Here is a 26763-nt window from a genome sequence, read left to right as displayed (position 1 = left end):
TCCGCTCCGCCACTTTATTTAGACACAGTTAAGTCTTTAAAATAACTACAGGGGTGTAGCTCCAATTGGCAGAGCAGCGGATTCCAAATCCGCGTGTTGGGAGTTCGAATCTCTCCACCCCTGCCATCTTCAAGAAAGCCTCGTCAGAAATGACGGGGCTTTTTTACGTCTGGATATTATTAGCTCCGCTATGTTCTTTTTAACTCTCTTTTATTGATTTCTTTTATTGATTTCTTTTATTGAATGTAAATTATCATTGTATTCACTCTTCAATGTATTCTGCTGTTGATATTGTATTGCTTGGTGTAAAAGCAAAAAAGGAGGGGTATGATTACGCTTATAAGCAAAGAGATTGACCTATCGCTAACAATAAAATCTCGAGCTTAGGTAAGATTAAGTGATAATCTAGTGCTGCTAACATTGATCAATCAAGGAGAGTTCATGCCTCATCTTCGTTTCCGTGCTGTAGAGTTTGATGCAGTGAAAACATTATCAACAGATCTTGTTGATGAACTTCAACCACTTATGTCATGTCCTCGCGAAGATTTTACTCTAGAGCATATTCCGGCATCTTTTATCTTTGACGGAGAAGTATCTGATGCTTACCCGTTTGTAGAAGTTTTGTGGTTTGAGCGCGGACAAGAAACGCAAGATAAAGTTGCAGCGGTAATAACCGCTTCTATACGTAAAGTACTGGATGATAAAGATCAGGATGTTGCCGTCATTTTTACCGCATTAACGGCAACCGCTTATTATGATAATGGCGAACATTATTAATATTCCTCTCTAAAACAGATATTCAAACGTTTAAGTATTCATTTTTATAAGTCAGCTTATATCCAATAGGCTGACTTACTCTGTTTAAGGGGTAGTATGGCACGTTATACAAAAACGAAGCTTGTTGCTGGTGTCGGGGTGGTGGCAGGGGCGTTAGGCCTTGGGGCTTTTAATGCTTCTTTTGATATATCAACCCAACCTGATGTTACTAATGAGGTCTTTGCTCCACACCTCTCGTATCGTTGTATGGAAAGTGTTATTGCGCCGCCATTGGATATTGATGGTGAATTAACGGTAGCGGTCTGGAACATCTATAAACAACAACGCAGTAATTGGCGTAAGGCTTTAGAGTCTTTTTCAGCAGGAACGGATTTAGTTTTACTGCAAGAAGCGAGCTTAAATACTGATTTAAAATCATACCTTGATGATAATAGCTGGATGGTACGGATGGCGAATGCTTTTCGTTTCCTAGATACGCCGGCAGGGGTGATGAATTTATCTCGAGTAGACTCTAAGCAGACGTGCGCTTATCTAGCCATGGAGCCTTGGTTACGATTACCAAAGTCAGCATTGTTATCAGAGTTTTCGCTTTCTAATGGGCAAACACTGGTTGTTGTGAACTTGCACGGTGTGAACTTTGCATTAGGGCTTGATGAGTACAAAGCACAGCTCAATAGTTTAAAAGATGTGTTGTCCAATCATGTTGGTCCAATCATTTTGGCTGGGGATTTTAATACTTGGCGTCAGGGGCGGATCAAGGTGCTAAAGTCGTTTGCACATTCATTAGGATTGAAAGAAGTATCATTTGCAGATGATCAACGTATTCGTATCTTAGGCAAGCCACTTGATCATTTGTATTATCGTGATTTAACGTTAGTTAAATCAGAAGCACCAAGAACTGATGCTTCTGATCATAATCCGCTACTTGCATCGTTTAGGTTGAAGTAACAAGACGAGCGACGAAGTTGCTAGGCCACAATAATCAGTAGTGGCCAAACGATAAGTGTTAATGCCCAAGGTAATACGGCAACAATAATTGCTTTAGGACGATCAAAGTCAGTCCAAGCGCCTACAGCTGCATAAGTGAGTGCAATATACCAAGGCGCTAACAATGGTATTGTGGTCGCAAACGGTGCCCATGGATTGTTTAACGGTAACTTTAATAGCCCATTAATGCTGTTTAAATCAGCGGCATTGGGCAGAATATTTGCAGAATTAAAGATAACATTTATATAACTCGCAATATCACCAATAAATGCAGGTAACATGATAAAGCAAGAGGCTGCTAACCATTTACCGTAACTGTGTTGATATTGACTTCCTTTAGTGGCCATTTTTAACCATAATGCCAGTAGAAAAATAACCGCAGTTCTGCCTGAAAAATCGCTAAATACTTCTCCTGCTAGTAATACTTCTTTTGTTAACCACGCTTGTTTTACGGATTCATCCACACTACCCAGTTGGCTTTGTAAGGCTTGCTGTAACCAAGGTAGATCAACGTGATTAAAGTAACTCCCCCATAAGATAAATGAGCCGAAAATAATGATGATGTAGGGTAAGAACGCCCACTTTGGACGTTCATAAACCGCTGCAAAACAATCAATCGGCGAACGGAAAAGATCAACAAGAGCAATTAATGGATTTTTGGACGGTGTCATGCTTTAACCTTGCTTGTATCTATAACCAGTTTAAGTGTTTGGCCCTGTTTTAGATACTTTTTACTATTGAGATTATTCCATTTTACTATTTGTTTTACTGTCACTTTGTGACGTTGTGCAATAACACTTAAACTATCGCCATTTTTTACTTTATAGCTAATTGTTTTGACTTTATTGGTTGATTTTCCAGTACTTGTCGATACTTTATTATCAGAAACTTTTAGTTTTTGACCTAAATGTAACGTTGATTTCGTGGAGAGTTTATTCGCTTTCGCTAGTGCGTTAACAGAGGTGTTGTATTGACGTGCAATTGTCCACAAGCTATCACCTTTACGAACGGTATGGTGTGTGTGAGCAACCGCATTGCTGTGCTGAGTACGAACTAAGGCATAACTTGATGTTGGCAGTTTAAGTTGCTGGCCAATACGTATATTGCTTGTTTTGAGGTGGTTTGTTTGTTTAATTGCACTGATTGTTGTGTTATGACGAGCGGCTATTACACCTAAGCTATCGCCAGACTTAACTGTGTAAGTCGTAGTTCTTAAGGCTTTATTCCTATTATTAGCTAATGCGCGATTAAATTTATTGACGCTGTTTATTGGCAATAATAAATCGTTTAACCCATTAGGTGCTGTAACGCCTCGACGATAAGCCGGATTTAGCGCTTTTATTTCAGCTGTGCTGATACCTGCAAACTTTGCTGCAATATTAAGATCGATTTGTGTATTGGGCTTAACTATTGCAACCGCAGGTTTGTTACTAATTGCGGGTAATGTGATGCCGTATTTTTTCTGATTTTTGATAATATCAGCAACAGCATAAAGTTTAGGCACATAACTACTGGTTTCATCCGGTAGATCTAAATCCCAATAATCGGTTGATTTACCAAGCGCTTTATTTTTCTTAATGGCATTAAATACTCGGCCTTCACCGGTATTGTATGCAGCAAGTGCGTACTGCCAATTACCATCAAACTTTTTATTAAGATAAGTCAGTAGATTTAATGCAGCATTTGTTGATTTCACAATATCGCGACGACCGTCGTACCAACTATTTTGCTTTAAGCCAAAGCGACGACCTGTATCGGGGATAATTTGCCATAAACCTGCCGCTGCCATATTAGAGTAGGCGTTTTGATCAAATGAGCTTTCTACAATAGGCAGTAAGGCAATTTCTAATGGCATACCGCGTTTCTCAACTTGTTCTGTAATGTAGTACAAGAAAGGTTGAGCACGTTCTGCAATGATTTCTAAATTGCGAGGGTGTTCTAAGTACCAGTTACGGTAATAACGGATACGTTTATTATTTGGGATGTGGGTATCGATTTGCATGCCAATGCGATCCCAGACATTTTTTTGTTGTTGGGGTGTAATTTTTTTTACTTCTGAAGTTACCTTGTCTGGTTGGGATTCAAACAAGGGGGGAATGACTTCATTTATCGGTTTTACAACGACGGTATTTACATCGTTAGTCTCGGCTTTTTTGGTGATAGGCTGTGATGTTTCACAGCCAACTAATAAAAGCACGCTTGCTAAAAGAATCCGTGATTTCATAACTGTCGTCTATTGCTAAAGTGGCTGGAGATAATACGTGTCCAACCACCTTAGTGACAAGGTCTAGTATGTTAAAACTTATCTTTCCAACGTCGAAGTGCTGCGAAAGTCTCAAGATCGGAGTTATCATATGCTTTATCAGCAACAGAACGCTTGATGCTAGGTTGATCGCAACGTAAAAAAGGATTGATGCGTTTTTCTTGACTTAGTGTTGATGGAAGCGTTGATTTTCCGTTGGCACGAAGTCGAATCACTTTATCGCGGTATTGCTGTAGGTGGGGATTATCTTGCTCAGCGACAAGAGCAAAAGCGAGATTACTTGCGGTGTATTCGTGAGCACAAAAAACTTCTGTTTCATCAGGAAGGCTAGCAATTTTTTGTAGTGAATCGAACATTTGTGCTGGCGTGCCTTCAAATAAGCGTCCACAACCCGCCGAGAAAAGGGTATCACCACAAAAGAGTTTTTCATCCCCGACATAAGCGACATGACCTAAGGTATGGCCTGGAACACTAAGCACCATAAAACGTTCACCAAAAATATCCACTTGGTCGCCATCTTCTACTGGCTGCGTTAGCCCAGGGATTGGCTCATTAACCGGTCCAACGACTTTCGTTGATGGAAAGCGGCGTTTGAGTTCACTGATCCCCCCGATATGATCATGATGATGGTGAGTGATTAAAATCGCATCAAGGGTAAAACCGAATTTATCGATGGTTTCTAAAACCGGAGTTGCATCACCGGGATCGACAACGACACAGTGATTATCTTTGTTGTGAATGAGCCAGATGTAATTGTCATTAAATGCGGGTATGCTTTTAACTGTTAGCATGAATTTCTTCTCCAGCCTTATTCAAGTGTTGAGCAGTACTATTATGAAGCCAGCGCGTACAGTAACACATATTGAAGTGCCTTATTCTTGGTCTAATGTGACCAATGGTGAATGGGCGGCACAATTATTACAAGCTCGAATCGATGAGTGGTGTCCGAAGCTGTTTGGTTACCATATGTTAAAGCTTGGTGGCTTAAGTGCAGAGCTGACCAGTCACCATTGTAATATCCAACATCAAATTAGTGTAGATAAATTCAGTAGTTATCGTAACGTCGAGGCTGAATCTTTTGAATTGCCCTTTATTGAAAAGTCATTTGATGCGTGTTTGCTTATTCATCAGCTCGATTATTCAACGGATCCTCATCGATTATTGCGTGAAATTGATAGAGTTACTGTTGATGATGGCTACCTGTTACTTAGTGGTAATAATCCATTAAGTGTTAATGGGTTTTGTGGATTATTGCCGTGGAATAGAAAAAAAGCGCCATGGAATGGACGAATGTATTTATCCTCTCGAGTGATTGATTGGCTTAGGTTGTTAAACTATGAGGTGATATATCACGAAACATTTGCGGTATTACCTTCTACGCGTCATTTAACGTGTTCAGCATGGCTGGAAAATATCTTATCAGAACCCTTATCTGTAGTCGGAAGTTTGTACTTTATCGTGGCTAGAAAGCGTACTTTTCCATTAAAACCGATAGAACCAAAATGGAAAGTGAGACGTCAATTGGCTCCGTTACAAGTAAATTGTCGTACCGAAGCCTGTAATAAAATGGAGAAGAGAGATGAGGCGTATAAAAAGTCAAACTAATTGGCTTGGTAACCTTCGTCAGTAAAGGTGGGTTTTTCTGCCGCGGCTCTAGCTAATACATCGCAACGTTCATTTTCTGGATGACCCGCGTGACCTTTTACCCAATGCCATTGCACCTGATGACGTTGGGTTTCTGTGTCTAAACGTTGCCATAAATCTGCATTTTTTACCGGCTTTTTATCGGCTGTTTTCCAGCCCCGTTTTTTCCAATTATGGATCCACTGGGTAATTCCTTGACGCACATACTGGCTATCAGTGGTAAGATCAACTAAACATGATTCCTTAAGGCTTGCTAACCCTTCAATGGCTGCAAGTAGCTCCATTCGATTGTTAGTTGTCATGAAAAAGCCGTCACTTAATTCTTTTTCATGTTGCTTGTACCTAAGTACTGCGCCATAGCCACCGGGACCTGGATTACCTAAACAAGAACCGTCTGTGTAAATTTCTACCTGCTTCATCATATTTGGTAGTATTGCCCTAGATAAAAACTTAAGTCTGACACATAAGCCACTATGAAAGCCACTAACCAACGCATTATTGTATTTGATACAGAAACTACCGGTATGAATATGACGGGCCCGCATTATGAAGGGCATCGAATTGTTGAAATTGGTGCGGTTGAAATCATTAACCGTAAATTAACCGGTAAAACATTCCATGTTTATATCAAGCCTGATCGCCCAATCGATTCTGAAGCGATTGATGTTCACGGTATTACGGATGAGTTCTTAATCGGTAAGCCGAGCTATGCTGACATCCATCAAGAGTTTATCGACTTTATTGATGGTGCAGAGCTGGTGGCTCATAACGCATCGTTCGATATTGGCTTCATGGATTATGAATTCCAGTTAATGGGATCTGATCTTAAGAAAACGGAAGATATCTGCAAAGTAACGGATACCTTGGAAATGGCAAAACGCCTCTTTCCTGGTAAACGTAATAACCTTGATATTCTTTGTTCACGTTATGGCATAGATAACTCGCATCGAACGCTCCACGGGGCTTTGCTCGATGCCGAGATCCTTGCTGATGTTTACTTAATGATGACGGGTGGTCAAACATCATTGAAATTAAGTGGCGATAACGAAGGGGATAGTGAGAAAGAATTTGCGATAAAGCGTTTAGTCGGAGAGAGAAAAGGGCTAAAGGTTATCTGTGCTTCTGCCGATGAATTAGTTTCACACGAAGAAAGACTCGATTTGATCGGAAAAAAAGCTGACGTTCTTTGGCGTCTGTAGGAGAGTTATGCTGAAGCGGTTATTAATATGTATGGCTGTCTGGCCATTATTTGCTTGGGCGCAAGATAATGATCGGATGACGTGGCTTGATAACCGTTTCCGTGTGGATCCAACGATAAAACAAGTGTCTTTCATGGTTAAACGAGAGCAACCAAGTCGCCCTGTGGTGTTGGTTGCGCCGGATGGCACGAAATATTACTCCAGTCGTCATCCTAAGCATGTCTCTTGGTATTCTGAAAATGATCTCGACATTATTTCGATTGATGAGCCAATGGCTGGACCTTGGCAAGCAATTGGCCGTGTGTCGCAAGATAACCGTATTACCTTGCTGTCTAATCTTCGCCTAACAGCTGACACGTTGCCGCAGAATTTATACCAATCTGAAGTGTTAAAGTTCTCAGCAAAACTGTTGCAGAATGACCAGCCTTTAACCGTCCGTGACTTTTTAGATCGGGTTAAATTACGTGTGTCATTTTACCCCTATATATCGAAAGAGCAGCAACTCGTTCATGATGTACAGCCTGAGCCAATAGTGGTGGGTAATTTTGAAGATAATGGTCAAGATCGTGATGAAGTGGCAGGGGATGGTATCTTTACTGTTTCTCTTCCTGTAACGGTTGCACCGGGTAAATACCGGGTTGTGATTAAATCAATGAATGGTGTTTTTACGCGAGCCATAGAGCAAGAAGTATTAGTTTACCCTAAACCGTTTTCTGCCACTCTCATTAAAAGTCATAAGCCGCAAGAACCTCACCAGTTAGTCGTATTACCACAAGATGATGCGTTGGTCGCAGGATCGTTAGCAGCTTATATTCGCTACGGTACACCAAATACCAAGCAGCAAATTATTCAGCAACGAACATTACCAAATGAAACTAAGCTGTCGATAGGATTACCTTTTGATGGTGAGGCGGGGAAATATTCGTGGGAAGGTTGGATCTATGGTACTGATCGTTTGTATCAACGCGAGCTGATATTTCCGTTAGTTGAGAGCCATTTTGCGGTGATTAATAATATTCGTTCAGAAACTCATGTTGAGATCACGCCTATCGATAAAGCGGAACTTGAACGACAACAGATATTGAAAGAAATTGAATTGCAAAAAACCTCACGTGAAAAAACACTTAGCGTGATGGTAATGGGGAATATAGCGGTAATCGTATTGGTCATTAGTGGAATATGGGGCTGGCGAGTATTTAAAAAGCGTCGAAAAGAGAAAAAAGAAGCTCTTGTTTTACCCTTATAAACAATGGTCAGAGAACAAGAAAAGGGAAGCGCTAGCTTCCCTTTTGTATTTTTAACTGACTTCAATATGTCGTGCTTAAGCCGCGTGATTGATTGAGTAATCAGGGTTTGTCTTTGCTGCTAATTGTTCAGGCTCAAAGTCATCAACATTAATCGTACGTAAACGACCTAATTCTGCACGGCGCAATAACTCAGCTTCAGCATGTTCAATTACACCGAGTTCAAGCCCTTTATCTGCAACATTACCTAACTGTACAAACGGATATTTTTTGTTCGCAGCTTTACACACTCGATCATAAATCGGCTCAGCGGCAAGAATATCGTTAAGTGCAGCTTCCATCATACCGACTGGATTCCCTTCAGATGCTTCTAAGAATTGACCTCGACCTAGGCGATCTCGAGTTTCTGATGGTGTTTGTGCTAAACGAGCAACGGCATGATCTAAGTTATCACTTGGTTTGATACGACGTTGACCTAATGGGAACAATACAACACGTAGTGCGCCAGCAATGAACTTATTAGGGAAGTTACTTAGGAAGTCATCAAGGGCTGTTTCTGCTTGGTATAATGAATCCTGTAGACCCCAATGTACTAATGGAAGATCTTGCTGTTGATAACCATCATCGGCATAACGTTTTAGTGTTGCTGATGATAAATAAAGCTGGCTAAGCACATCACCTAAACGGGCAGATAAACGCTCTTTACGTTTTAATGAACCACCAAGTACAGCCATAGAAATATCAGCCAGTAGCGCAAGGTTAGCACTGTAACGGTTGAGTTGTTGGTAATAACGTGTGGTTGCATCTTTACGTGGTGCGGATGAACCGTAGCCATCGGTAATACCTAACCAGAAAGAGCGTGCCATGTTACTTATCACGAAGCCAACATGCGCAAATACGGCTTTATCAAAGCTCTCTAAGGCTTGTTTTTTATCATCATTATAAGCAGCGTTCATCTCTTCTAACACATAAGGGTGACAACGGATGGCGCCTTGTCCAAAGATGATCATTGAACGTGTTAGAATATTCGCTCCTTCAACGGTGACTGCAATAGGTGCTCCTTGATAAGCACGAGCAATAAAGTTGCTCGGTCCCATACAAATCCCTTTACCACCGACAATATCCATCGCATCAATCACACCGCGTTGGCTACGATGGGTACAATGGTATTTTACAATCGCAGAGATAACGGAAGGTTTTTCACCAAGATCGATACCCGCGACGGTTAGAGTACTGGCTGCATCTAAGACATAAGCATTACCCACAATACGTGCAAGTGGCTCTTCAATCCCCTCCATTTTACCAATAGGCATTTTAAATTGTCGACGAATACGAGCATAAGCCCCTGTTGCGATTGCTGCGGTTTTTAATCCACCCGTTGAATTAGACGGGAGCGTAATACCGCGACCCACCGATAGACATTCCACTAGCATACGCCATCCTTGGCCTGCCATTTCCTGACCACCGATAATAAAATCAATAGGAACAAAGATCTTGTTACCTTTAGTAGGACCATTTTGGAATGGTACATTAAGAGGGAAGTGACGACGGCCAATCTCAACGCCCTCTAGATCGGTTGGGATCAATGCACAAGTGATACCCAGATCTTTTTGATCTCCGAGTAAGTTGTCAGGATCCGAAAGTTTAAAGGCAAGACCTAGTACCGTAGCCACCGGTGCTAGAGTGATGTAACGTTTGTTCCATGTTAATTCCATACCAAGAACTTCTTCGCCTTGCCACAGACCTTTTTTCACAATACCGAAATCTGGGATAGAACCAGCATCTGAGCCTGCTTCTGGGCTAGTTAAGGCAAAACAAGGGATTTCCTGGCCAGCTGCTAAGCGGGGTAAATAATGGTTTTTTTGCTCTTCAGTACCATAGTGTTGAAGCAGTTCACCTGGACCTAGTGAATTAGGCACACCAACGGTTGATGATAATACCGCAGAAGCACCGGTTAATTTTTGCAGAACTAAAGATTGGGCATAAGCAGAAAACTCAAGTCCACCATATTGCTTTTTAATGATCATGGCGAAGAATTTATGATCTTTTAAGTATTGCCATACTTCGGGTGGTAGATCGGCAAGTTCATGGGTAATTTGAAAATCATTTACCATGCGGCAAAGTTCATTTACTGGTCCATCGAGAAAAGCTTGCTCTTCTTCTGAAAGGGTTGGTGCAGGGATATCATGGAGCTTTTTCCAATCTGGATTACCACCAAATAAATCAGCTTCCCACCACACTGTACCCGCATCGATTGCTTCTTTTTCGGTACGAGACATTTCTGGCATGACACCTTGAAAGGCTTTTAACGCAGGAGCGGCGAGATATTTTTTACGTAAGGCTGGGATATTAAGAGGAATCGCAATCGCAGCGAAAATTAACCAACTAATAATACCTGTAATGGAAAAAACAGTACCAATTAATAGTGTTGCAGCAATTACTGCCGTAAAGGTTTTTAACGACGCGCGATGATACGCCAATATGAACATAACACCGATAAAACCAATGACATACGCAAGCGTAACCATAGTGATTCTCCTTAATCTGTATAGTAAGACTACTTACACATCATCAAGAATAATCGAGCGACACCTGATTTCATGATGAAGAGTTCAGTACATTGCTACACATTTTATTGTTAATTGTAGGGTAATTATTATTAAGGTAAGAGGTCTTACCACTTTTAAATTATTGTAATGCGTTTTTTAACAAAATGTAAAATAGTTTTTTGATATGAAAGTAAACTGTTATGTGTACAAAGTGGGCTGAGGTCAGGTTATTAAAGGGATTGATCGAAATCATTGTGACTATTTTTTTTACTTGCAGATTTTTAGCAGAGCGTTAACATACGCCGTGTTGTGATACTGTTCACGTTATTTTGAGTGGTTGAGTTCTGACCATCTGTACTGAATGGTATTTCCCTTTGTTGCCTTTCCCGATTCCGACTGACACATGCCCGCCGGACTCCCTTACATCGGGTTGACATCAATTCCTGTTTATCAAATGTACGCAAAGTACAAGAGGTCTTGTTGTGTTGTTATTTCATGCTTTATCACAGGCGTGGAAGGATGGTTATTCCTTCTCTAAATTTCGTGCCGATATTGTATCGGGTATTACGGTCGGTATTGTGGCGATTCCATTGGGGATGGCATTAGCAATTGCTGTCGGTGTGCCACCACAACATGGATTGTATACCGTCATTGTGGCGGGCTTTTTAGCGGCGTTATTAGGTGGTTCACGATTTAATATCACAGGCCCAACCGCAGCCTTTGTAGTCATCCTTTTACCGATCACTCAAAAATATGGCTTATCAGGCTTAATGTTAGCGACCATGATGTCAGGCATTATCCTGTTATTGATGGGCGTTTTCCGCTTAGGACAGCTGGTGGCGTATGTACCATACCCAGTTACCACCGGATTTACTGCCGGTATCGGTTTTGTTATTGCTTTTTTACAACTTAAAGATTTATTAGGCCTACATCTTCAAGGTAGCCCAATCCATTTTCCTGAAAAAGTGATGTCGTATGCCCATGCACTACCTACCACGAACTATGCTGATGCGATTGTCGGTGTGGTCACCATTTTTGTTTTTATTGGCTGGGCGAAATTAAAAACGCGTATTCCACCCCATTTAGTTTCATTACTGGTAGGGACGGTTTTAGCTTTAGCATTAAATAAATTTGGCCCTGAGCATGTGACTTTGCTGGGGGAAAAATTTAGCTACACCATTGGTAGCCTTGTAGGTCATGGTATTCCACAAGAAGCACCGCAGTTTATTGCGCTGTGGAAGTCCAATACATTTAATTGGGCCACCGTAATTGAATTAATGCCTTCAGCATTAACTATCGCGATGCTAGGTTGTATCGAATCACTATTATGTGCGGTTGTAGCAGACGGTATGACAAGTAAAAAGCACAATCCGAATGCAGAGCTTGTCGGTCAAGGGCTCGCGAATATTGTCGTCCCTTTCTTTGGCGGAATTCCAGCAACGGCGGCGATTGCTCGCACAGCGACCAATATTCGCTCTGGTGCGTTTTCACCGATATCTGGTATGACGCATGCGCTTTTTGTTTTAGCTGCGATGATTGTATTAGCACCAGTGCTATCGTTTGTTCCGATGAGTGCGTTGGCTGGCTTACTGATCATGGTTGCGTGGAATATGTCTGAAGCACCTCACTTTGTGCATACATTAAAGGTTGCACCTCGTCGTGACGTTGCCGTCTTGATGACATGCTTTATCTTAACCGTTGCATTTGACATGGTTGTCGCTGTTATTGTCGGTTTATTACTTGCGGGCGTGTTATTTATTCAGCGTATTGCGACATTAACGACAGTTACGATTTCACATGATGAGCATCCACATCTTAACTTTGGCGGTGATGTAGTGGTTTATGATATTAATGGCCCATTATTTTTTGCTGCGAGTGAGAAAGCTTTTTCTGTTATTGAACATGCAACGACAGAAACGCGCGCGGTTGTGCTCGATTTTAGTGATGTATCAACCATTGATATTACGGCGATTCATGCCTTTGATATGGCGTTAGATCGCTTGTCTGAGTTACCTGTCTATTTATTAGGTACGCAGCCGCATGTTGAACGTAAACTCTACCATGCTGGAATATTTGAAGCTGAGAATGTGCATTTAGCTCACTCTGTTAGTCAATTACAGCAAGTTTTACTGATTAATTCTCACAATCATTCTGATCAGGAGTCGACACTGTAAGTTATTTGTATGTAAACTGCGAATAACGGTGTATTTAAAACATCAAGCGGGTATTTACCCGCTTGATTTGTATCTAAAGAATAATAGAGAGAATCGCTTATGTATCAGGATCTGATCCGCGCTGAATTAACAGATGCAGCTGATGTACTCAATCGCTTTTTAAGTGATGATAAAAACCTTGCAGATATTGAGGCGGCAGCAAAGCTATTGGCTGATTCCTTTAAACAAGGCGGTAAAGTATTGTCTTGCGGTAACGGCGGATCGCATTGTGATGCAATGCACTTTGCTGAAGAACTAACCGGTCGTTACCGTGAAAACCGCCCTGGTTATCCTGGTATTGCGATTTCTGATCCAAGCCACTTATCGTGTGTAAGTAATGACTTCGGTTATGAATACGTATTTTCACGCTATTTAGAAGCCGTTGGCGCTAAAGGGGACGTATTATTTGGGCTGTCTACTTCTGGTAATTCAGGCAATATTTTAAAGGCAATTGAAGCGGCAAAGGCCAAAGGCATGAAGACAATAGCCTTAACCGGTAAAGATGGTGGTCAAATGGCTGGCTTAGCGGATGTTGAAATTCGTGTTCCTCACTTTGGTTATGCGGATCGCATTCAAGAAATCCATATTAAGATTATTCATATTTTAATTATGCTAGTGGAAAAGGAAATGGCAGCAGAATAAGCCTTAGGTCATTCTGGCTATCGATAAGTATCGTTAATCAATAATAAAGGGCATAAAGGAAAATGTGTGAATTGCTAGGCATGAGCGCAAATGTGCCAACAGATATTTGTTTTAGTTTTACGGGATTAATGCAGCGAGGAGGCAATACAGGTCCTCATCGCGATGGTTGGGGCATTACGTTTTATGAGGGTAAAGGTTTTCGAACCTTTAAAGATCCGAATCCAAGCTGTCAGTCCCGTATTGCTGAATTAGTCCAACAATATCCGATAAAAAGTCGTGCAGTGGTGAGCCATATTCGCCAAGCTAACCGAGGAGCGGTGAATTTAGAAAACACCCATCCTTTTACGCGCGAGTTATGGGGTAATTATTGGACGTTTGCTCATAATGGTCAGCTAACGGGTTATGAGAGTTTAGAAACAGGTCGTCATAAAGCGGTAGGTGATACCGACAGTGAAATTGCTTTTTGCTGGTTACTCAATCAACTTGAGTCTAGATTTCCAGAATTACCTGACGATTTAAACCCAGTATTTAGTTACTTTGCTCAGTGTTGTGATCAGTTACGTCAGCTTGGCGTTTATAATATGCTGTTAAGTAATGGTGAGTACGTACTTACCTATTGCACTAATAATTTACATTGGATCACGCGTCGAGCACCATTTGGACAAGCATCATTAATTGATGAAGATGTCACGATTGATTTTAAGCAAGAAACAACTCCTGATGATGTTGTGACAGTTATCGCTACTCAGCCATTAACCAATGATGAAAATTGGCACAAAATGGCAACAGGCGAGTTTATTGTGTTTCACTTTGGTGAGCCTGTTTTCAACCAGTTAGTGGCTGAAGGTAAAACAGAATAATGGTTATTTTCTGTCACTATTGAAGTGGTATTATCTACAATAGTAAAAAGGCGATCTTACGATCGCCTTTTTTATTGTGCTGCATATCCTTGAGCGGGGAGTTCAATACCATCTAGGATAGCTTTGCCGTCACTACTCATGGTCAAACGATTTTCCGCTAACCATTGAGTTACAAGTGGATAAATAGCATGTTCTTGCTTTTGAACACGAGCTGTTACTTCTTCAACGGTGTCATTGTCAAAAATAGGCACTCTGGCTTGTAAAATAACAGGGCCGCCATCCAATTCTTCTGTTACGAAGTGGACACTGGTGCCATGTACGTCATCGCCAGCATCCATCGCTCGTTGGTGAGTATTTAAGCCGGGATACTTAGGAAGGAGTGATGGGTGAATATTTAGCATCTTTCCTTTAAAGCGACGAACAAAGTCTGCGCTCAAAATACGCATAAATCCGGCTAAAATAACCACATCGGGTTTGAACTGTTCAATACAATCCGCTAAGGCTTCATCATATTGTTCACGGTCAGTATACTGATTAGGCGCAATATGTATCGCTTCAATATTGGCATTACGCGCACGTTCTAACCCATAAGCATTTTCTTTATTTGAGATCACAGCGGTTATTTGACTGTTTTTAATCAAACCTGCACTGCATGCATCGATAATCGCTTGGAGATTACTTCCGCTACCTGAAATAAGGACGACGATATTTTTCATATTTGGTACTACCATTTATTGAAAGGTTATCGGTATGTAGATAGCAGAATGAGGACATAGCGTCCTCATTCTTTTTATTACGAGTCAGCACTGTTGAGAGTTATTTGATCTCGACTTGCTCTTCGTTATCAGCAGCGTTTGCAATTTCACCTAGTAGCCATGCGTTTTCGCCTTCAGCATTTAGGATATCAATGGCTTGTTGTGCTTGATCTTGTGGAAGGGCAATGACAAGGCCAACACCACAGTTAAACGTACGGTACATTTCGTAAGTTTCGACATTACCTGCAGTTTGTAGCCAGTTGAAGATGGCAGGCCATTGCCAGCTTGCACCATTTACAACCGCTTTTGTGCCTTTAGGAAGTACACGTGGGATATTTTCCCAGAAACCACCACCTGTAATGTGTGAAATAGCATGTACGTCACAGCTTTCCATCATTTTTAGCGTTGATTTAACGTAAATTTTAGTTGGTGTTAATAGATGTTCAGAAAGTGTTTTACCTTCTAATTCTTGATTCAAATCGGCATTGGAAACGTCAATGATTTTACGTACTAATGAGTAACCGTTTGAGTGTGGGCCGCTTGAACCGACAGCGATAAGTGCATCACCAGCCGTCACTTTTGAGCCATCGATGATATCTGCTTTTTCAACAACACCAACGCAGAAACCTGCCACGTCATAATCTTCACCGTGGTACATACCCGGCATTTCAGCTGTTTCACCACCAATTAGAGCACAACCTGATTGGATACAGCCTTCGCCAATACCTGTTACAACACTTGCTGCTGTATCAATATCTAACTTACCGGTTGCGTAGTAATCAAGGAAGAACAGAGGTTCAGCACCTTGAACAATAAGATCGTTCACACACATAGCAACCAGATCGATACCGATTGAATCGTGTTGGTTTAAATCCATAGCCAAGCGAAGTTTAGTTCCTACACCATCCGTGCCTGAAACTAAAACGGGCTCTTTATATTTGGTTGGTAGTGAACAAAGTGCACCAAAACCACCAATTCCCCCCATAACTTCTGGGCGATGAGTACGTTTTACCACCCCTTTAATACGGTCTACTAATGCATTACCGGCATCGATATCAACACCAGCATCTTTGTAACTAAGAGAAGAGTTTTTGTCGCTCACAGATGATCCCTCAACGTATTAAAGTAAAAAAAGCGAATACATGATAACAGCAGTCACCGTCTAAAGGAAAACGTTTGCGTCAATTTTTTTAGCTGGATATTAAGTAAACAGTTAAACGTTTACTACTATCTGAAATCGTTTGGCTTAGTATATAATAATGCGATTTTATTTTTTAATTGCTCAGGAGTCAGAGATGAAAGTCGTTGAGGTAAAACACCCACTGGTTAAACATAAGATTGGTCTTATGCGCGAAGGTGACATCAGCACTAAGCGTTTCCGTGAGTTAGCAACTGAAGTTGGTAGCCTACTGACATATGAAGCGACTTCAGACTTCGAGACAGAAAAAGTTACGATTGAAGGTTGGAATGGTCCAGTAGAAATTGACCAGATCAAAGGTAAAAAAGTAACGGTAGTGCCTATTCTGCGTGCTGGTCTTGGCATGATGGATGGCGTACTTGAGCATATGCCAAGTGCACGTATCAGCGTTGTTGGTATTTACCGTGATGAAGAAACGCTTGAGCCTGTTCCATACTTCAACAAGCTAGCATCAAACATTGATGAGCGTATTGCGCTTGTTGTTGATCCAATGCTAGCAACGGGTGGCTCTATGATTGCAACACTGGATTTGTTAAAAGAGCACGGTTGTACGCAATTTAAAGTACTAGTATTAGTAGCAGCACCTGAAGGTATTGCTGCATTAGAAAAAGCACACCCAGATGTTGAGCTATACACAGCTGCAATTGATGAGAAGCTAAACGATAAAGGTTATATCGTTCCTGGTTTAGGTGATGCTGGTGATAAAATCTTCGGTACTAAGTAACTTAGTAGCCAAGATTAAAATAAAACCGGACATGACGTCCGGTTTTTTATTTCTGAAAAGTGCTAAATATTAAGGTAAGTAATTATAAGTACTCGGTATCTTCGATTTGAGCATTGTCTACCACATTATTCTCGCTCAAGTCTTTGGGGAAATTAGGTTGAGTACAACTGCAACAATACCGCTCATTACAGGTGCTAGAATCGTATTGCAATACGGCTCTTAATTTACCGACAAACGCTAATACCAATGCTGTTATCGTCGCTCATGTGATGATCACAGGATAAAAGGGTTTCGTTAACATTACCCCTCTCGTGACTTCTGACTCAGTCGTATTTGTTGGATCGGCAATTAAGAGATGCGACAATAGTGGCGATACCATTCCCCGCCACAATGTTAATTTTGTAAACGCTACTATTTCTCACTAGAGAATATTTTTCAGCAAATGGTTTGTTTCTTGCCTGTTGTATTGTGTTGGTTCAGGAAAAAGTACATATTGTATAGCTAATTAATTTTAGACTATGTGGCTATACTGAATATCAATGAGTCTTTAGGTCTTTTTGATTATCTTTTTATCTTTTGACGACTTATTTTTGTAAATTACGAGTGCGATATGTTGCGATTTGCGTTGTTATTTTTAGCTCTACTGGCTTTACCTATTAAAGCGGCTACTGTCAGTGATTTATATCAGGCTCAAGTAGTGATGCCTACTGATGGTCAAACCCCCGATCAAGCAGCAAGAGAGCAAGGCTTTAAGCAAGTATTAGTTAAAGTGACTGGTAATCCGAACATTACCCAAAATAGTGTTGTGGCTCAGGCGATAGTCAACAGTTCAAATTACGTCAGCCAGTTTGGTTATGGCCAATATAATGGACAGAAGACGCTAGATTTAACCTTTGATAAGGTACAAATTAAGCAGCTATTAACACAAGCTAAAGCGAATTTTTGGAGTGCTCAGCGTCCTAATATTCTCGTTTGGATGGTTGATGATAACGGTAATAGCCGAGATATTTTATGGGATCAATCAACCAATGCACTCGTCGCTGATACCAAACAAGCCGCAAATGATCGTGGTCTACCCGTTACTTTCCCTGTGGGTGATTTTAACGATGTTACGTCAGTACACGTATCCGATCTTTGGGGGAGTTTTATCGACACCATCACTAGCGCAAGTCAACGTTATAATGCGGGTGGTTTATTGTTAGTAAAAGCTCACCAACAAGACGCAGATAAGGTTGAATTAACATGGCAACTGTATGCTCAACAGCCTAGTACGATTGCAGCCGATACTCAACCTATTACCGGCAAAGCGAACGGTACATTGGCACAAGCTAGCCGCGATATGATGAATCAAGTGACAAACCACTTAGCACAGAAATATGCTATCGAATTAGGTAGTGTCGCGTCAGGCAGCGTTAATATTGAAGTGGAGAATGTTAATTCAACAGAAGACTTTTTTACGCTTGAACGTATGCTTAATCAGATGACGACAGTAAGTAGTGCTAATGCGGTAAATATTAAAGGTGATAAGGTGATTTTCCGTATGAACTTATCAGCATCTGATGCTGAGTTTAAGCGCGAATTGAGCCATGAAAGTCGTATTAGCGCCGATGATTCTACTGTTACTAATACTAACGCAACGACAATGGCAAATACTGATGTGAACCAAGATCCTAATACGTTGGATGTCACAGCGACACAATCACAGCCGCAAACTCAACCTGAAAACTATGTTGCACCTGATGACATGTATATATGGCATAACTAAAATCTGGTGTTAGTAGCAATAATTAAGCCCTCATGATGAGGGCTTTTTAATATCTCATTATTAGAGAACGAACGATTGGTTCAATCTTTAGGTGGTTCAAAACGTTCGCGTTCTTGTCGCTCCACTTGCGATAGACGCTGGAGTTTTATGCCGAGTTCTTTTGCTCTTACGCGTGCAAAAAGTATGTTACTGAGAAAGGCTATGGTTACGAGTAGTAGCTCTACGCCTGCTAACCACCGTTCTCCTTCATCAATAGTGAGTAGCGTTAGAGCATGCAGGAAATAAAACATTAAAATGAAGTTAGACCATGCGTAAGTATAAGGTTTTGCAGCTAACATCCCACGTAATGGCAATAGTAAAGGAATGATCCAAACAACAGCCATTACCCAGTTATTAAGATGTGGGTGGGGAGAGAGAATCGTTTGCCATAACGCGACCCATAGCATAAGAGTTAAATTCGCGCAGACGGCAAAGCGGTGAATATATTGTGTTTGCGGTTGCATCGGAGGCATCGAATATCCCTTTTCGTTTGCCATATGAGTTAACGCTGAAGTTGCATCGCGGTTAGTGCAAGCCGTTTACCGAGAGCTTGTGCAAGTTCAATTTCATCACTATGGAGCTGCTTATTAGTACCAATGTTGAGATGTGAAGCCCCATAGGGAGTACCTCCATGTTGCGTGGTATGCAAAGTGGGTTCGGAATAAGGGATCCCAACAATTAGCATGCCGTGATGCAGTAACGGTAACATCATCGATTGTAACGTTGTTTCTTGACCGCCATGCATAGAGGATGATGAGGTAAAGACACAGGCTGGTTTATCGATTAATGTACCTGATAACCATTCTTGGCTAGTACTATCAATAAAGTGTTTTAATGGCGCAGCCATATTACCAAACCGAACAGGGCTTCCCATTGCTAAACCAATGCATTGTTTCAGATCGTCATGATTGACGATTGGATCAAGGGGCGATTGCTGAAGATCATTTGTGTCGATTTCAGCAACCGTTCTTAGCACTGCTTCACAACCGGCTACTTGCTCAATACCGCGACCAATATGTCGTGCTAACTGACGTGTATTACCATGACGGCTGTAATAAAGAACTAAGATTTTATGCATTATAAAATATCCAACACTTGCTCTGGTGGGCGACCCAATGCCGCTTTTTCACCACTTACTACAATTGGACGTTCGATTAGTTTTGGATGAGTACTCATTGCAATGAAGAGTGCCTCATCAGATACGTCATTATTACCGAGTCCCAGTGTTTTATAATCCGCTTCTTTGGTACGCATCATTTTACGCACAGAGTCCAAGCCCAGTTGGCGGTATAACGTTTCTAGTTCCGCGACGCTTGGTGTTTGTTCTAGGTATTTAATGATAGTCGGTGTGATCCCTTTTTCTTCTAATAGCGCCAGTGTTTCACGGCTTTTAGAGCAACGAGGATTATGATAAATAGTGACTGACATGTCGTCTCCTAACTGATGACTGTATTAGCTAGTGTATTTTATTACGATTGATTTATTGTCGATGAACTATAATAAATCAATACATTATTGTAATGCTTTGAATTTTTGACGTTGAAAGCGAAGTTGATCAATGCGTGCATCATAACGTGCTTGCTCCATGGAGCCGAGCTTTGCCATTTGTGCGGCTTGAGTATAATTATGAATGGCTTTATCCCATTGAGCACGCAAAGCTAATAGCTCCCCAAGGGCAGCAAGCTCTGCGCTACGATCACCTATTTTGGCGTAGTTGTGTGCTAATAATGTCCACCCATTAATATCATTAGGGTGATCGTAAGAGTAACGATTCAAAATTTGAATACTCTTTTGATATTGTCCCGATTCAAGGTAAATATTGGCTAAGTTTAAGCGCAATACATTACTGTCAGGACTCATTTTAAGCGCATTGTTTAAGCGGGTGATCGCACGATCAAATTGTTTTTGATTGAGATCGAGATCGGTTGCAGCATCAATAAAAAATAAATTATTGGGTTCGCCAGCCAATAATGGGTCAAGTATTTGATGCGCTAATTCGTATTTATCATTATCTAAATAAATCAGTGCCTTACCGTAATTGAGCTCTTTGCGGCGATTGGGTGGTGCTTTTTTTAACTCACGGTTAAGCCAGTTGAGCGCAGAAGTATCGCTCAAACCAGCATTACGGGCGACAATACGTGAACGAGCGAGTAAATAATCTTCAGAGGGGGGTAAATTTACAAGCGGATATTTTCTTGCGCGCATACGACTATCTGTGACCCGTGATTCGGGTAATGGGTGCGTTAACAACATTGCGGGCAATTTTGAAGTATAACGATATTGATCGGCTAAACGACCAAAAAAACGTGGCATCGCATAGGCATCAAACCCCGCTTTGGCGAGGGTTGTTATACCAATACGGTCGGCTTCTTTTTCATTACTGCGCGTAAAGTTAATTTGTCCTTGAATTCCCACGGCCGTGGTGGCATGAATGGCGGCTAAACCTGCTTCAGGAGCTGCGATTGTTAATAACAGTGAGCCAATCAGTGCAGCCATCGTGATAGGCGAATTTCTGGCCTCTGCTTCCATTCTTCGCGCAAGGTGTCTTTGGGTGACATGGGCAATTTCATGCGCCATAACAGAGGCGAGCTCACTTTCTGTTTCGGCATGAAGAAATAACCCAGAGTGGATCGCAACATAGCCGCCAAAAAAAGCAAAAGCATTAATTTCAGGGTTTTGGATCAAAAAGAAATGGAATGGTGTTCGGACATCTTCCGCACTGGCAACAAGTTTATGGCCCAAAGCTTGAACATAATTTGAGAGTAAAGGGTCGTTAATAACAGGCTGGCTGGCGCTTAGCATGCGCATATATGCATCGCCATATTCACGTTCTTTATCAATCGTTAATGTAGAAGAGGCTGTCGTTCCCATTTCAGGTAAGCGATTATCATCACTAGCAATAGCTGGAATACTGCTACTAAAAAGCGCAGAAAGCAAAAGATAGGTCGGTGCTTTGGTAAATCGAAACATGGGAATGATACAACCTCCTTGTTGAGTTATCTTTAATATCTATAAGTTAGGACACCGAAATACTTTAGAGGTTCGTTAATGTGATTCATGTCCTTTCGATATCTCGCATCTTATATGTGCTGAGGTTACAATACGGCAATACAAAATACCTGTCACTTAAATGAAATGGAAATTATATCACTTGATCTAATGGCCGAACGTTGTCCGCTGGCTTTATTGTTAGCTAAACGCGCATGCGCAACACTTCTTCCCTATCAAGGGTTAGAAATACGAATTTCAGACAGCGGCGCAAGAAGTGATATCCCTCGTTTCTTGCATAATAATGGATATGTTACCGATATTTTAGTTGATGATAATGCCCAACTAATCATAATGGTGGAAAAAGGATAGAAATCAACATGTTACGCATGCTAAATCGCTGGTATCAGCGTCGATTTTCAGACCCCCACGCTGTAAGCCTTGTTGTTATTCTTCTCGGCGGCTTTCTTACTATTTACTTTTTTGGCAGTTTAATTACGCCGTTATTAGTCGCCATTGTTTTGGCTTATTTATTAGAGTGGCCAGTAGCAAGGTTACATAAACTAGGGATGCCAAGAACCCTTTCAGTCGCTATCGTACTATTGGTCTTTGCAGGGTTAATGGTGCTTGCTTTATTTGGTTTAGTGCCGACGATTTGGCATCAAATTACCAATTTAAGTGCTGATGTGCCGAAGATGTTTAACGATCTTCAAATCTATGTATCTAGCTTACCGGAACGCTACCCTGATTTTGTTCAACCGGCTCAAGTGGTTGATTTCATGAATACACTGCGTGAGAAGGTATTAGGACTGGGCGAAAGTGTTGTAAAAGGCTCACTGGCATCATTAGTCAGTTTAGCAACAATCGGGGTATATCTGATCTTAGTGCCATTGCTTGTTTTCTTTTTACTTAAAGATAAAGACGAAATGTTGCGCACGTTATTAAACATTTTGCCTCAAAATCGTCGTTTAGCCAGCAAAGTTGGCAGCGAGATGAATCAGCAGATCTCTAATTATATTCGCGGTAAAGTCACTGAAATTATTATTGTTGGCATTGCAAGTTATATCACTTTTGAAGTTATGGATTTACGCTACGCCGTACTATTAGGTGTATTAGTCGGGCTTTCTGTTCTAATACCTTACATTGGCGCGGCTGCTGTAACGGTTCCTGTTGCTATGGTTGGATTATTCCAGTGGGGATGGACGTCAGATTTTTGGTGGCTATTACTGGCATATGGTATTATTCAAATGTTAGATGGCAATGTATTAGTACCTATTCTATTTTCTGAAGCGGTAAATCTACACCCTGTCGCAATTATTGTTGCTGTGTTGTTTTTTGGCGGTTTATGGGGATTTTGGGGAGTATTTTTTGCTATCCCATTAGCGACATTAGTTAAAGCCGTGTGGGGAGCATTACCTGCGAGCGATAATAATTTATCATCCTCCGATGTGTCAGAAAAAGTGTAGTAAAAAGGCCGTGAAAACGGCCTTTTTTATATCTAATTAAAACCTAAGCGATCATTGATTTAAATAATCAAGTACCACTTGGTGGTGATCTTTTGTTTTAAACTTATTAAATACGTGCTCAATCATACCGTTTTCATCAATTAAAAAGCTGATGCGGTGTAAGCCGTCATATTCTTTGCCCATAAATTTCTTCAGTCCCCAAACACCGAACTGATCAGCGACGGCATGATCTTCATCAGATAAAAGGGTGAAGTTTAGGTTATCGCGTTCGATAAATTTTGGTAGACGTTTTACCGCATCAATACTAATACCCAGTACGACTACATTTTTTTCATCAAGCTCGGCTTTGCTGTCACGCAGTCCACATGCCTGTACCGTACAACCAGGGGTCATTGCTTTAGGGTAAAAGTAAGCAAGTACTTTCTTACCTTTAAAATCACTGAGACTAACAGGCTCGTTATCTTGATTCATTAAAGTAAAATCAGGTGCAGGCATGCCTGCTGTGAGCGTATTCATAAGTATAATATCCTTTTAGTTATCGTATCTCGATGCATTGCATGTTGAACGAACATGAGGCTGATAATGAAAGTCTTATTATTTTTGCTTTCGTTAATTTTTATGACTAATAAAATTCACAGACCCTTTTGCTGATAAGCTATGGCACAAGGTTTCAAATTCCTCTTGCAGCGTCATCAGATTACAGTCTTCAGGTAAATTTGTGCTAATTTGCAAAATAAGTTTATTCATTGTTTCCACAGTTTGGCTTTCAACGGTATTGGCACTAAGCGTCGAAATATCGATGTGTCGGCTCGCCATAAAGTGAGTAAATTGCTTAATTAAACCTGGACTATCATTAGCTTCGACATGGAAATCAGCGGTATAAGGGAAAAAACGTTGTTGGTGTTTACTCGTACGTTTTATAACAGTAATAAGATCATGCTCTTGCCCTTTTAATGGCAAGGTCGATTCAATTCGAGATATTGCATTGTTATTACCTGATAACAGCATGATCAAGGTAAACTCAGAACCAAACAGGGCTATGCGGCTATCTACGATATTACAGCCACATTGAGTCACAAGGTGGGTGATTTCATCAGAGATACCTGGGCGATCAGTACCTACAGCAGTGATGACAAGGTAGTGTTCCATATTGGTCTTCATTGTAAAATTATAATTTAAACATGTTAGCACAGACTGCTATTGATACGATGGCAAATTTAATGACAATAGTCATTGCTGTTGAGATCAAATTTGACTGATTTTTAAGCAAAAAAAGAGAAACATGATTGGGTTTATTGATATTTGAGTTTCAAAGTACAAAATTGTGATGAAAGAAGATGATAAAGCCTGTTAGTTCACTGTTTTCAATCAGCCTTTGCTTGAGTTTATAGTCACTCAAAAGTACCATGACAAAGTTATACCCTAACGGTTTTAGCATACAGCCCCATAAGGTAATGGTGAGAAAGCCGTTTGGATATATAAGAAGAGGGGGATGGACATGTTTAAAGGAAGCATGGTTGCGCTATTAACTCCACTAGATTCAGCAGGCGAAGTAGATTACGTCGGTTTGAAAACGCTGGTGGATTATCATATTAACGCAGGAACAAATGCGATTATTGCCGTGGGTACCACGGGAGAGTCTGCAACACTTACCGTTGATGAGCATATCAAGGTTGTTTTAAAAACATTGGAATATGTTGATGGACGAGTTCCTGTTATTGCAGGTACAGGCGCAAATGCGACGCATGAAGCCATCACTATTACCAAGCTTTTTTCTGGCACGGGTGTAGCAGCATGTTTAAGTGTGACACCGTACTATAATAAACCAACCCAAGAAGGTTTATTCCAACATTATAAAGCTATTGCTGAAGCAACAGATATTCCGCAAATTCTTTACAATGTACCAGGACGAACTGCGGTAGACTTATTACCTGAAACTGTCGCACGTTTAGCTAAAATTGATAATATTATTGGTATTAAAGATGCGACAGCTGATTTATCTCGTGTGAAAAAAACACGGGAACTTTGTGGCGAAGATTTCATCCAATTAAGCGGTGATGACGCGACAGCCGTAGATTTTGTCGCTGAAGGTGGTCACGGTGTTATTTCTGTTACGGCAAATATTGCCGCTGCAGATATGGCTCAAATGTTTACACTCGCATTAAGTGGCCAAATTGACGCTGCACGAGAAATTAATCAGCGTTTAATGCCATTACACAGTCATCTGTTTGTTGAAGCTAACCCTATTCCAGTGAAATGGGCCGCTCATCAGTTAGGTTTGATTGATAATGGTGAATTACGACTTCCGCTAACTGTATTAAGCGAGTCACAGCAACCGGTTGTTAAACAGGCTCTTTTTGATGCCGGTGTGCTTTAAGTTGCACAAGCGTAGGAGCGCAGGAGCATAAATGAATTATAAATATCGACTAGCACTAGCTGCATTCGTGGTAACCAGTTTGTCTGCTTGTTCCGGTGGGCCAGAGGCTCGTCGTCAAGCTAATCAAGATTTTAACTATCTTGATACTCACCCCTTAGAATCATGGACGTTGCCGTCAGGGGCTATGCCTTTTAGTAATGCCAGTTACGCGATTCCGAGTAAGGCATTTGCTGGTGATGTTGGTGCTAGCGTTGATATTCGCCCACCGCAACAGGTTCTTAATCTGATCCCTGGTATGCGCTCTAACGTGGACCAAGATGGTGTAACAGTTCAACTTCCTCGAACTTCTGATTTAACCAAACTATGGCAAGTTACCCAAAATTTGATCAGTAAAAATAACATTGGAATTGCAAAGCAAAGCGCTGATCGTATTGATACTGATTGGGTAAGCTGGACAAATGAAGATGAAGATCATGAAGTGAGCAGTCGCTATAGTATTGAGAAATCACCAGCGACGAATAGTTACCGCATTATCTTAACGGATTGGCGTGAAGATGGTAAAACGATGCCTGTTACGGCGAATAATAAACGTCGTTACAGCATTTTGATGACTAACTTGGTGATGTCGAAATACGATGAGACTATTCGTGAGCAAGCACGTTTAGCAGCGGCTGAGCAGCTGAAAAATATCCCTATTTCAATGGGAATGGATCGCAGCGGTTTCCCTGTGCTTATTGCTCGTGCCTCTTATAATGATATGTGGGAACGTTTACCGAAAGCGTTAGAAAAACTTGGCTTTACTGTTGAAGATCGTAACCGTTCACAAGGTTTGATTGATGTTAAGTACCGTGAGCCTAATGATGAGTTCTGGCAAAAACTAGGGACTAAACCAATGAAATTAACGGATGATAAGTACCGTATTTTAGTTGGTGATCTTGGTAATCGTACGTCAATTAATATTACTGACAATGATGGTAAGCCAGTGACCGGTGAAATTTTAGAATCAGCGGCTCCCGCTTTTGCTGCAAGTTTCCAGAAATAATTCGTTATTTCTGTCATAAAAAAAACCGCTT

General features: G+C 41.1%; 27 protein-coding genes and 1 tRNA gene. 15 read left to right on the top strand and 13 right to left on the bottom strand.

What is annotated here, in order from left to right:
- The first annotated feature begins 49 nt into the window (after nucleotides 1–49).
- The 3 genes from C9J46_RS18625 (at nucleotide 50) to C9J46_RS18615 (ending at nucleotide 1725) form a co-directional block, all read left to right on the top strand.
- Nucleotides 50–126, top strand: a tRNA-Trp gene (locus C9J46_RS18625).
- Between the two features lie 315 nt (nucleotides 127–441).
- Entirely contained in the window at nucleotides 442–777 is a 336-nt protein-coding gene (locus tag C9J46_RS18620) for a DUF1904 domain-containing protein (protein WP_107205344.1), read from the top strand.
- 96 nt (nucleotides 778–873) lie between these two features.
- The gene (locus tag C9J46_RS18615) at nucleotides 874–1725 is read left to right on the top strand and encodes an endonuclease/exonuclease/phosphatase family protein (protein ID WP_107247699.1); all 852 of its coding nucleotides are present in this window, start codon (nucleotides 874–876) and stop codon (nucleotides 1723–1725) included.
- A 20-nt stretch (nucleotides 1726–1745) separates the two neighbouring features.
- On the opposite strand, the gene C9J46_RS18610 is transcribed toward C9J46_RS18615, so the two are convergent.
- The 3 genes from C9J46_RS18610 to gloB form a co-directional block, all read right to left on the bottom strand.
- Nucleotides 1746–2435, bottom strand: coding sequence for a YIP1 family protein (locus tag C9J46_RS18610; protein ID WP_107247698.1), 690 nt, complete (start codon nucleotides 2433–2435; stop codon nucleotides 1746–1748).
- On the bottom strand, nucleotides 2432–3988 hold the full coding sequence (locus tag C9J46_RS18605) for a LysM peptidoglycan-binding domain-containing protein (protein WP_107291349.1): 1557 nt from the start codon (nucleotides 3986–3988) through the stop codon (nucleotides 2432–2434). Before C9J46_RS18605 ends, C9J46_RS18610 begins: the two co-directional genes overlap by 4 nt.
- Nucleotides 3989–4059: 71 nt before the next feature.
- Nucleotides 4060–4818 carry a hydroxyacylglutathione hydrolase gene (gene gloB, locus C9J46_RS18600; protein WP_005363468.1) on the bottom strand — a complete coding sequence of 253 codons (759 nt, stop codon included), beginning with the start codon at nucleotides 4816–4818 and terminating at the stop codon, nucleotides 4060–4062.
- Between the two features lie 43 nt (nucleotides 4819–4861).
- Between gloB and C9J46_RS18595 the strand changes: the two genes are divergently transcribed.
- Complete coding sequence (locus C9J46_RS18595) at nucleotides 4862–5632, top strand: methyltransferase domain-containing protein (RefSeq protein ID WP_107261819.1); 771 nt, start codon at nucleotides 4862–4864, stop codon at nucleotides 5630–5632.
- Here the strand turns inward: C9J46_RS18595 and rnhA are convergent.
- Nucleotides 5629–6093 (bottom strand): ribonuclease HI, encoded by a 465-nt coding sequence (rnhA, locus tag C9J46_RS18590; protein WP_045084816.1) that lies wholly within the window; start codon nucleotides 6091–6093, stop codon nucleotides 5629–5631. The two genes, C9J46_RS18595 and rnhA, sit on opposite strands and share 4 nt — an antisense overlap.
- Nucleotides 6094–6144: 51 nt before the next feature.
- Between rnhA and dnaQ the strand changes: the two genes are divergently transcribed.
- A complete protein-coding gene (gene dnaQ / locus C9J46_RS18585; RefSeq protein ID WP_107261798.1) occupies nucleotides 6145–6870 on the top strand; it encodes a DNA polymerase III subunit epsilon in 726 nt (241 codons plus the stop codon).
- Nucleotides 6871–6877: 7 nt separating this feature from the next.
- Entirely contained in the window at nucleotides 6878–8116 is a 1239-nt protein-coding gene (locus tag C9J46_RS18580) for a TIGR03503 family protein (RefSeq protein WP_233217815.1), read from the top strand.
- Between the two features lie 75 nt (nucleotides 8117–8191).
- Here the strand turns inward: C9J46_RS18580 and fadE are convergent, their stop codons facing one another.
- On the bottom strand, nucleotides 8192–10642 hold the full coding sequence (gene fadE / locus C9J46_RS18575; RefSeq protein ID WP_107247693.1) for an acyl-CoA dehydrogenase FadE: 2451 nt from the start codon (nucleotides 10640–10642) through the stop codon (nucleotides 8192–8194).
- Nucleotides 10643–11145: 503 nt separating this feature from the next.
- On the opposite strand from fadE, the gene dauA reads away from it, so the two are divergent.
- The 3 genes from dauA to C9J46_RS18560 all read left to right on the top strand — a co-directional run bounded on the left by dauA (nucleotide 11146) and on the right by C9J46_RS18560 (nucleotide 14378).
- Complete coding sequence (gene dauA / locus C9J46_RS18570; protein WP_107291348.1) at nucleotides 11146–12837, top strand: C4-dicarboxylic acid transporter DauA; 1692 nt, start codon at nucleotides 11146–11148, stop codon at nucleotides 12835–12837.
- Nucleotides 12838–12936: 99 nt separating this feature from the next.
- Nucleotides 12937–13518 carry a D-sedoheptulose 7-phosphate isomerase gene (gene lpcA / locus C9J46_RS18565; protein ID WP_006647091.1) on the top strand — a complete coding sequence of 194 codons (582 nt, stop codon included), beginning with the start codon at nucleotides 12937–12939 and terminating at the stop codon, nucleotides 13516–13518.
- Nucleotides 13519–13580: 62 nt separating this feature from the next.
- On the top strand, nucleotides 13581–14378 hold the full coding sequence (locus tag C9J46_RS18560) for a class II glutamine amidotransferase (protein ID WP_107205351.1): 798 nt from the start codon (nucleotides 13581–13583) through the stop codon (nucleotides 14376–14378).
- A gap of 71 nt (nucleotides 14379–14449) precedes the next feature.
- Here C9J46_RS18560 and purN read toward each other — a convergent pair whose 3' ends face one another.
- A complete protein-coding gene (purN, locus tag C9J46_RS18555; RefSeq protein ID WP_107261804.1) occupies nucleotides 14450–15094 on the bottom strand; it encodes a phosphoribosylglycinamide formyltransferase in 645 nt (214 codons plus the stop codon).
- Nucleotides 15095–15194: 100 nt separating this feature from the next.
- Entirely contained in the window at nucleotides 15195–16235 is a 1041-nt protein-coding gene (purM, locus tag C9J46_RS18550) for a phosphoribosylformylglycinamidine cyclo-ligase (protein ID WP_107205353.1), read from the bottom strand.
- Nucleotides 16236–16428: 193 nt separating this feature from the next.
- Here purM and upp point away from each other — a divergent pair, with 193 nt between their 5' ends.
- Both upp and C9J46_RS18535 read left to right on the top strand, forming a co-directional pair.
- Entirely contained in the window at nucleotides 16429–17055 is a 627-nt protein-coding gene (gene upp, locus C9J46_RS18545) for a uracil phosphoribosyltransferase (RefSeq protein ID WP_045129097.1), read from the top strand.
- Nucleotides 17056–17665: 610 nt separating this feature from the next.
- Nucleotides 17666–18820, top strand: a complete 1155-nt coding sequence (locus C9J46_RS18535; RefSeq protein ID WP_107291347.1) for a DUF2066 domain-containing protein — start codon at nucleotides 17666–17668, stop codon at nucleotides 18818–18820.
- Nucleotides 18821–18900: 80 nt separating this feature from the next.
- On the opposite strand, the gene C9J46_RS18530 is transcribed toward C9J46_RS18535, so the two are convergent.
- From C9J46_RS18530 to C9J46_RS18515, 4 genes are all read right to left on the bottom strand, one after another.
- Nucleotides 18901–19332 carry a DUF2069 domain-containing protein gene (locus tag C9J46_RS18530; protein ID WP_107291346.1) on the bottom strand — a complete coding sequence of 144 codons (432 nt, stop codon included), beginning with the start codon at nucleotides 19330–19332 and terminating at the stop codon, nucleotides 18901–18903.
- Between the two features lie 29 nt (nucleotides 19333–19361).
- The gene (gene wrbA / locus C9J46_RS18525; protein ID WP_107205356.1) at nucleotides 19362–19937 is read right to left on the bottom strand and encodes an NAD(P)H:quinone oxidoreductase; all 576 of its coding nucleotides are present in this window, start codon (nucleotides 19935–19937) and stop codon (nucleotides 19362–19364) included.
- A complete protein-coding gene (gene arsC, locus C9J46_RS18520) occupies nucleotides 19937–20287 on the bottom strand; it encodes an arsenate reductase (glutaredoxin) (protein ID WP_107205357.1) in 351 nt (116 codons plus the stop codon). Before arsC ends, wrbA begins: the two co-directional genes overlap by 1 nt.
- A gap of 84 nt (nucleotides 20288–20371) precedes the next feature.
- On the bottom strand, nucleotides 20372–21829 hold the full coding sequence (locus tag C9J46_RS18515) for a M48 family metalloprotease (RefSeq protein ID WP_107205358.1): 1458 nt from the start codon (nucleotides 21827–21829) through the stop codon (nucleotides 20372–20374).
- A gap of 165 nt (nucleotides 21830–21994) precedes the next feature.
- On the opposite strand from C9J46_RS18515, the gene C9J46_RS18510 reads away from it, so the two are divergent.
- Together C9J46_RS18510 and C9J46_RS18505 are read left to right on the top strand one after the other, a co-directional pair.
- Nucleotides 21995–22219, top strand: a complete 225-nt coding sequence (locus tag C9J46_RS18510; RefSeq protein WP_107205359.1) for a sulfurtransferase TusA family protein — start codon at nucleotides 21995–21997, stop codon at nucleotides 22217–22219.
- A gap of 8 nt (nucleotides 22220–22227) precedes the next feature.
- Nucleotides 22228–23313 (top strand): AI-2E family transporter, encoded by a 1086-nt coding sequence (locus C9J46_RS18505; RefSeq protein ID WP_107205360.1) that lies wholly within the window; start codon nucleotides 22228–22230, stop codon nucleotides 23311–23313.
- Between the two features lie 51 nt (nucleotides 23314–23364).
- Here the strand turns inward: C9J46_RS18505 and bcp are convergent, their stop codons facing one another.
- Complete coding sequence (bcp, locus tag C9J46_RS18500; protein ID WP_107261813.1) at nucleotides 23365–23829, bottom strand: thioredoxin-dependent thiol peroxidase; 465 nt, start codon at nucleotides 23827–23829, stop codon at nucleotides 23365–23367.
- A 93-nt stretch (nucleotides 23830–23922) separates the two neighbouring features.
- A complete protein-coding gene (locus tag C9J46_RS18495; protein ID WP_107205362.1) occupies nucleotides 23923–24462 on the bottom strand; it encodes a glycine cleavage system protein R in 540 nt (179 codons plus the stop codon).
- Nucleotides 24463–24811: 349 nt separating this feature from the next.
- On the opposite strand from C9J46_RS18495, the gene dapA reads away from it, so the two are divergent.
- The gene (gene dapA, locus C9J46_RS18490; RefSeq protein WP_107291350.1) at nucleotides 24812–25690 is read left to right on the top strand and encodes a 4-hydroxy-tetrahydrodipicolinate synthase; all 879 of its coding nucleotides are present in this window, start codon (nucleotides 24812–24814) and stop codon (nucleotides 25688–25690) included.
- A 31-nt stretch (nucleotides 25691–25721) separates the two neighbouring features.
- Entirely contained in the window at nucleotides 25722–26732 is a 1011-nt protein-coding gene (bamC, locus tag C9J46_RS18485; protein ID WP_107205363.1) for an outer membrane protein assembly factor BamC, read from the top strand.
- The last annotated feature ends 31 nt before the right edge of the window (nucleotides 26733–26763 follow it).

The organism is Photobacterium sp. GB-36 (genome assembly GCF_003026135.1).
Classification (GTDB): domain Bacteria; phylum Pseudomonadota; class Gammaproteobacteria; order Enterobacterales; family Vibrionaceae; genus Photobacterium.
Note: the sequence above shows the minus strand (reverse complement) of the source record. Positions and strands in the feature narration are given on the sequence as shown.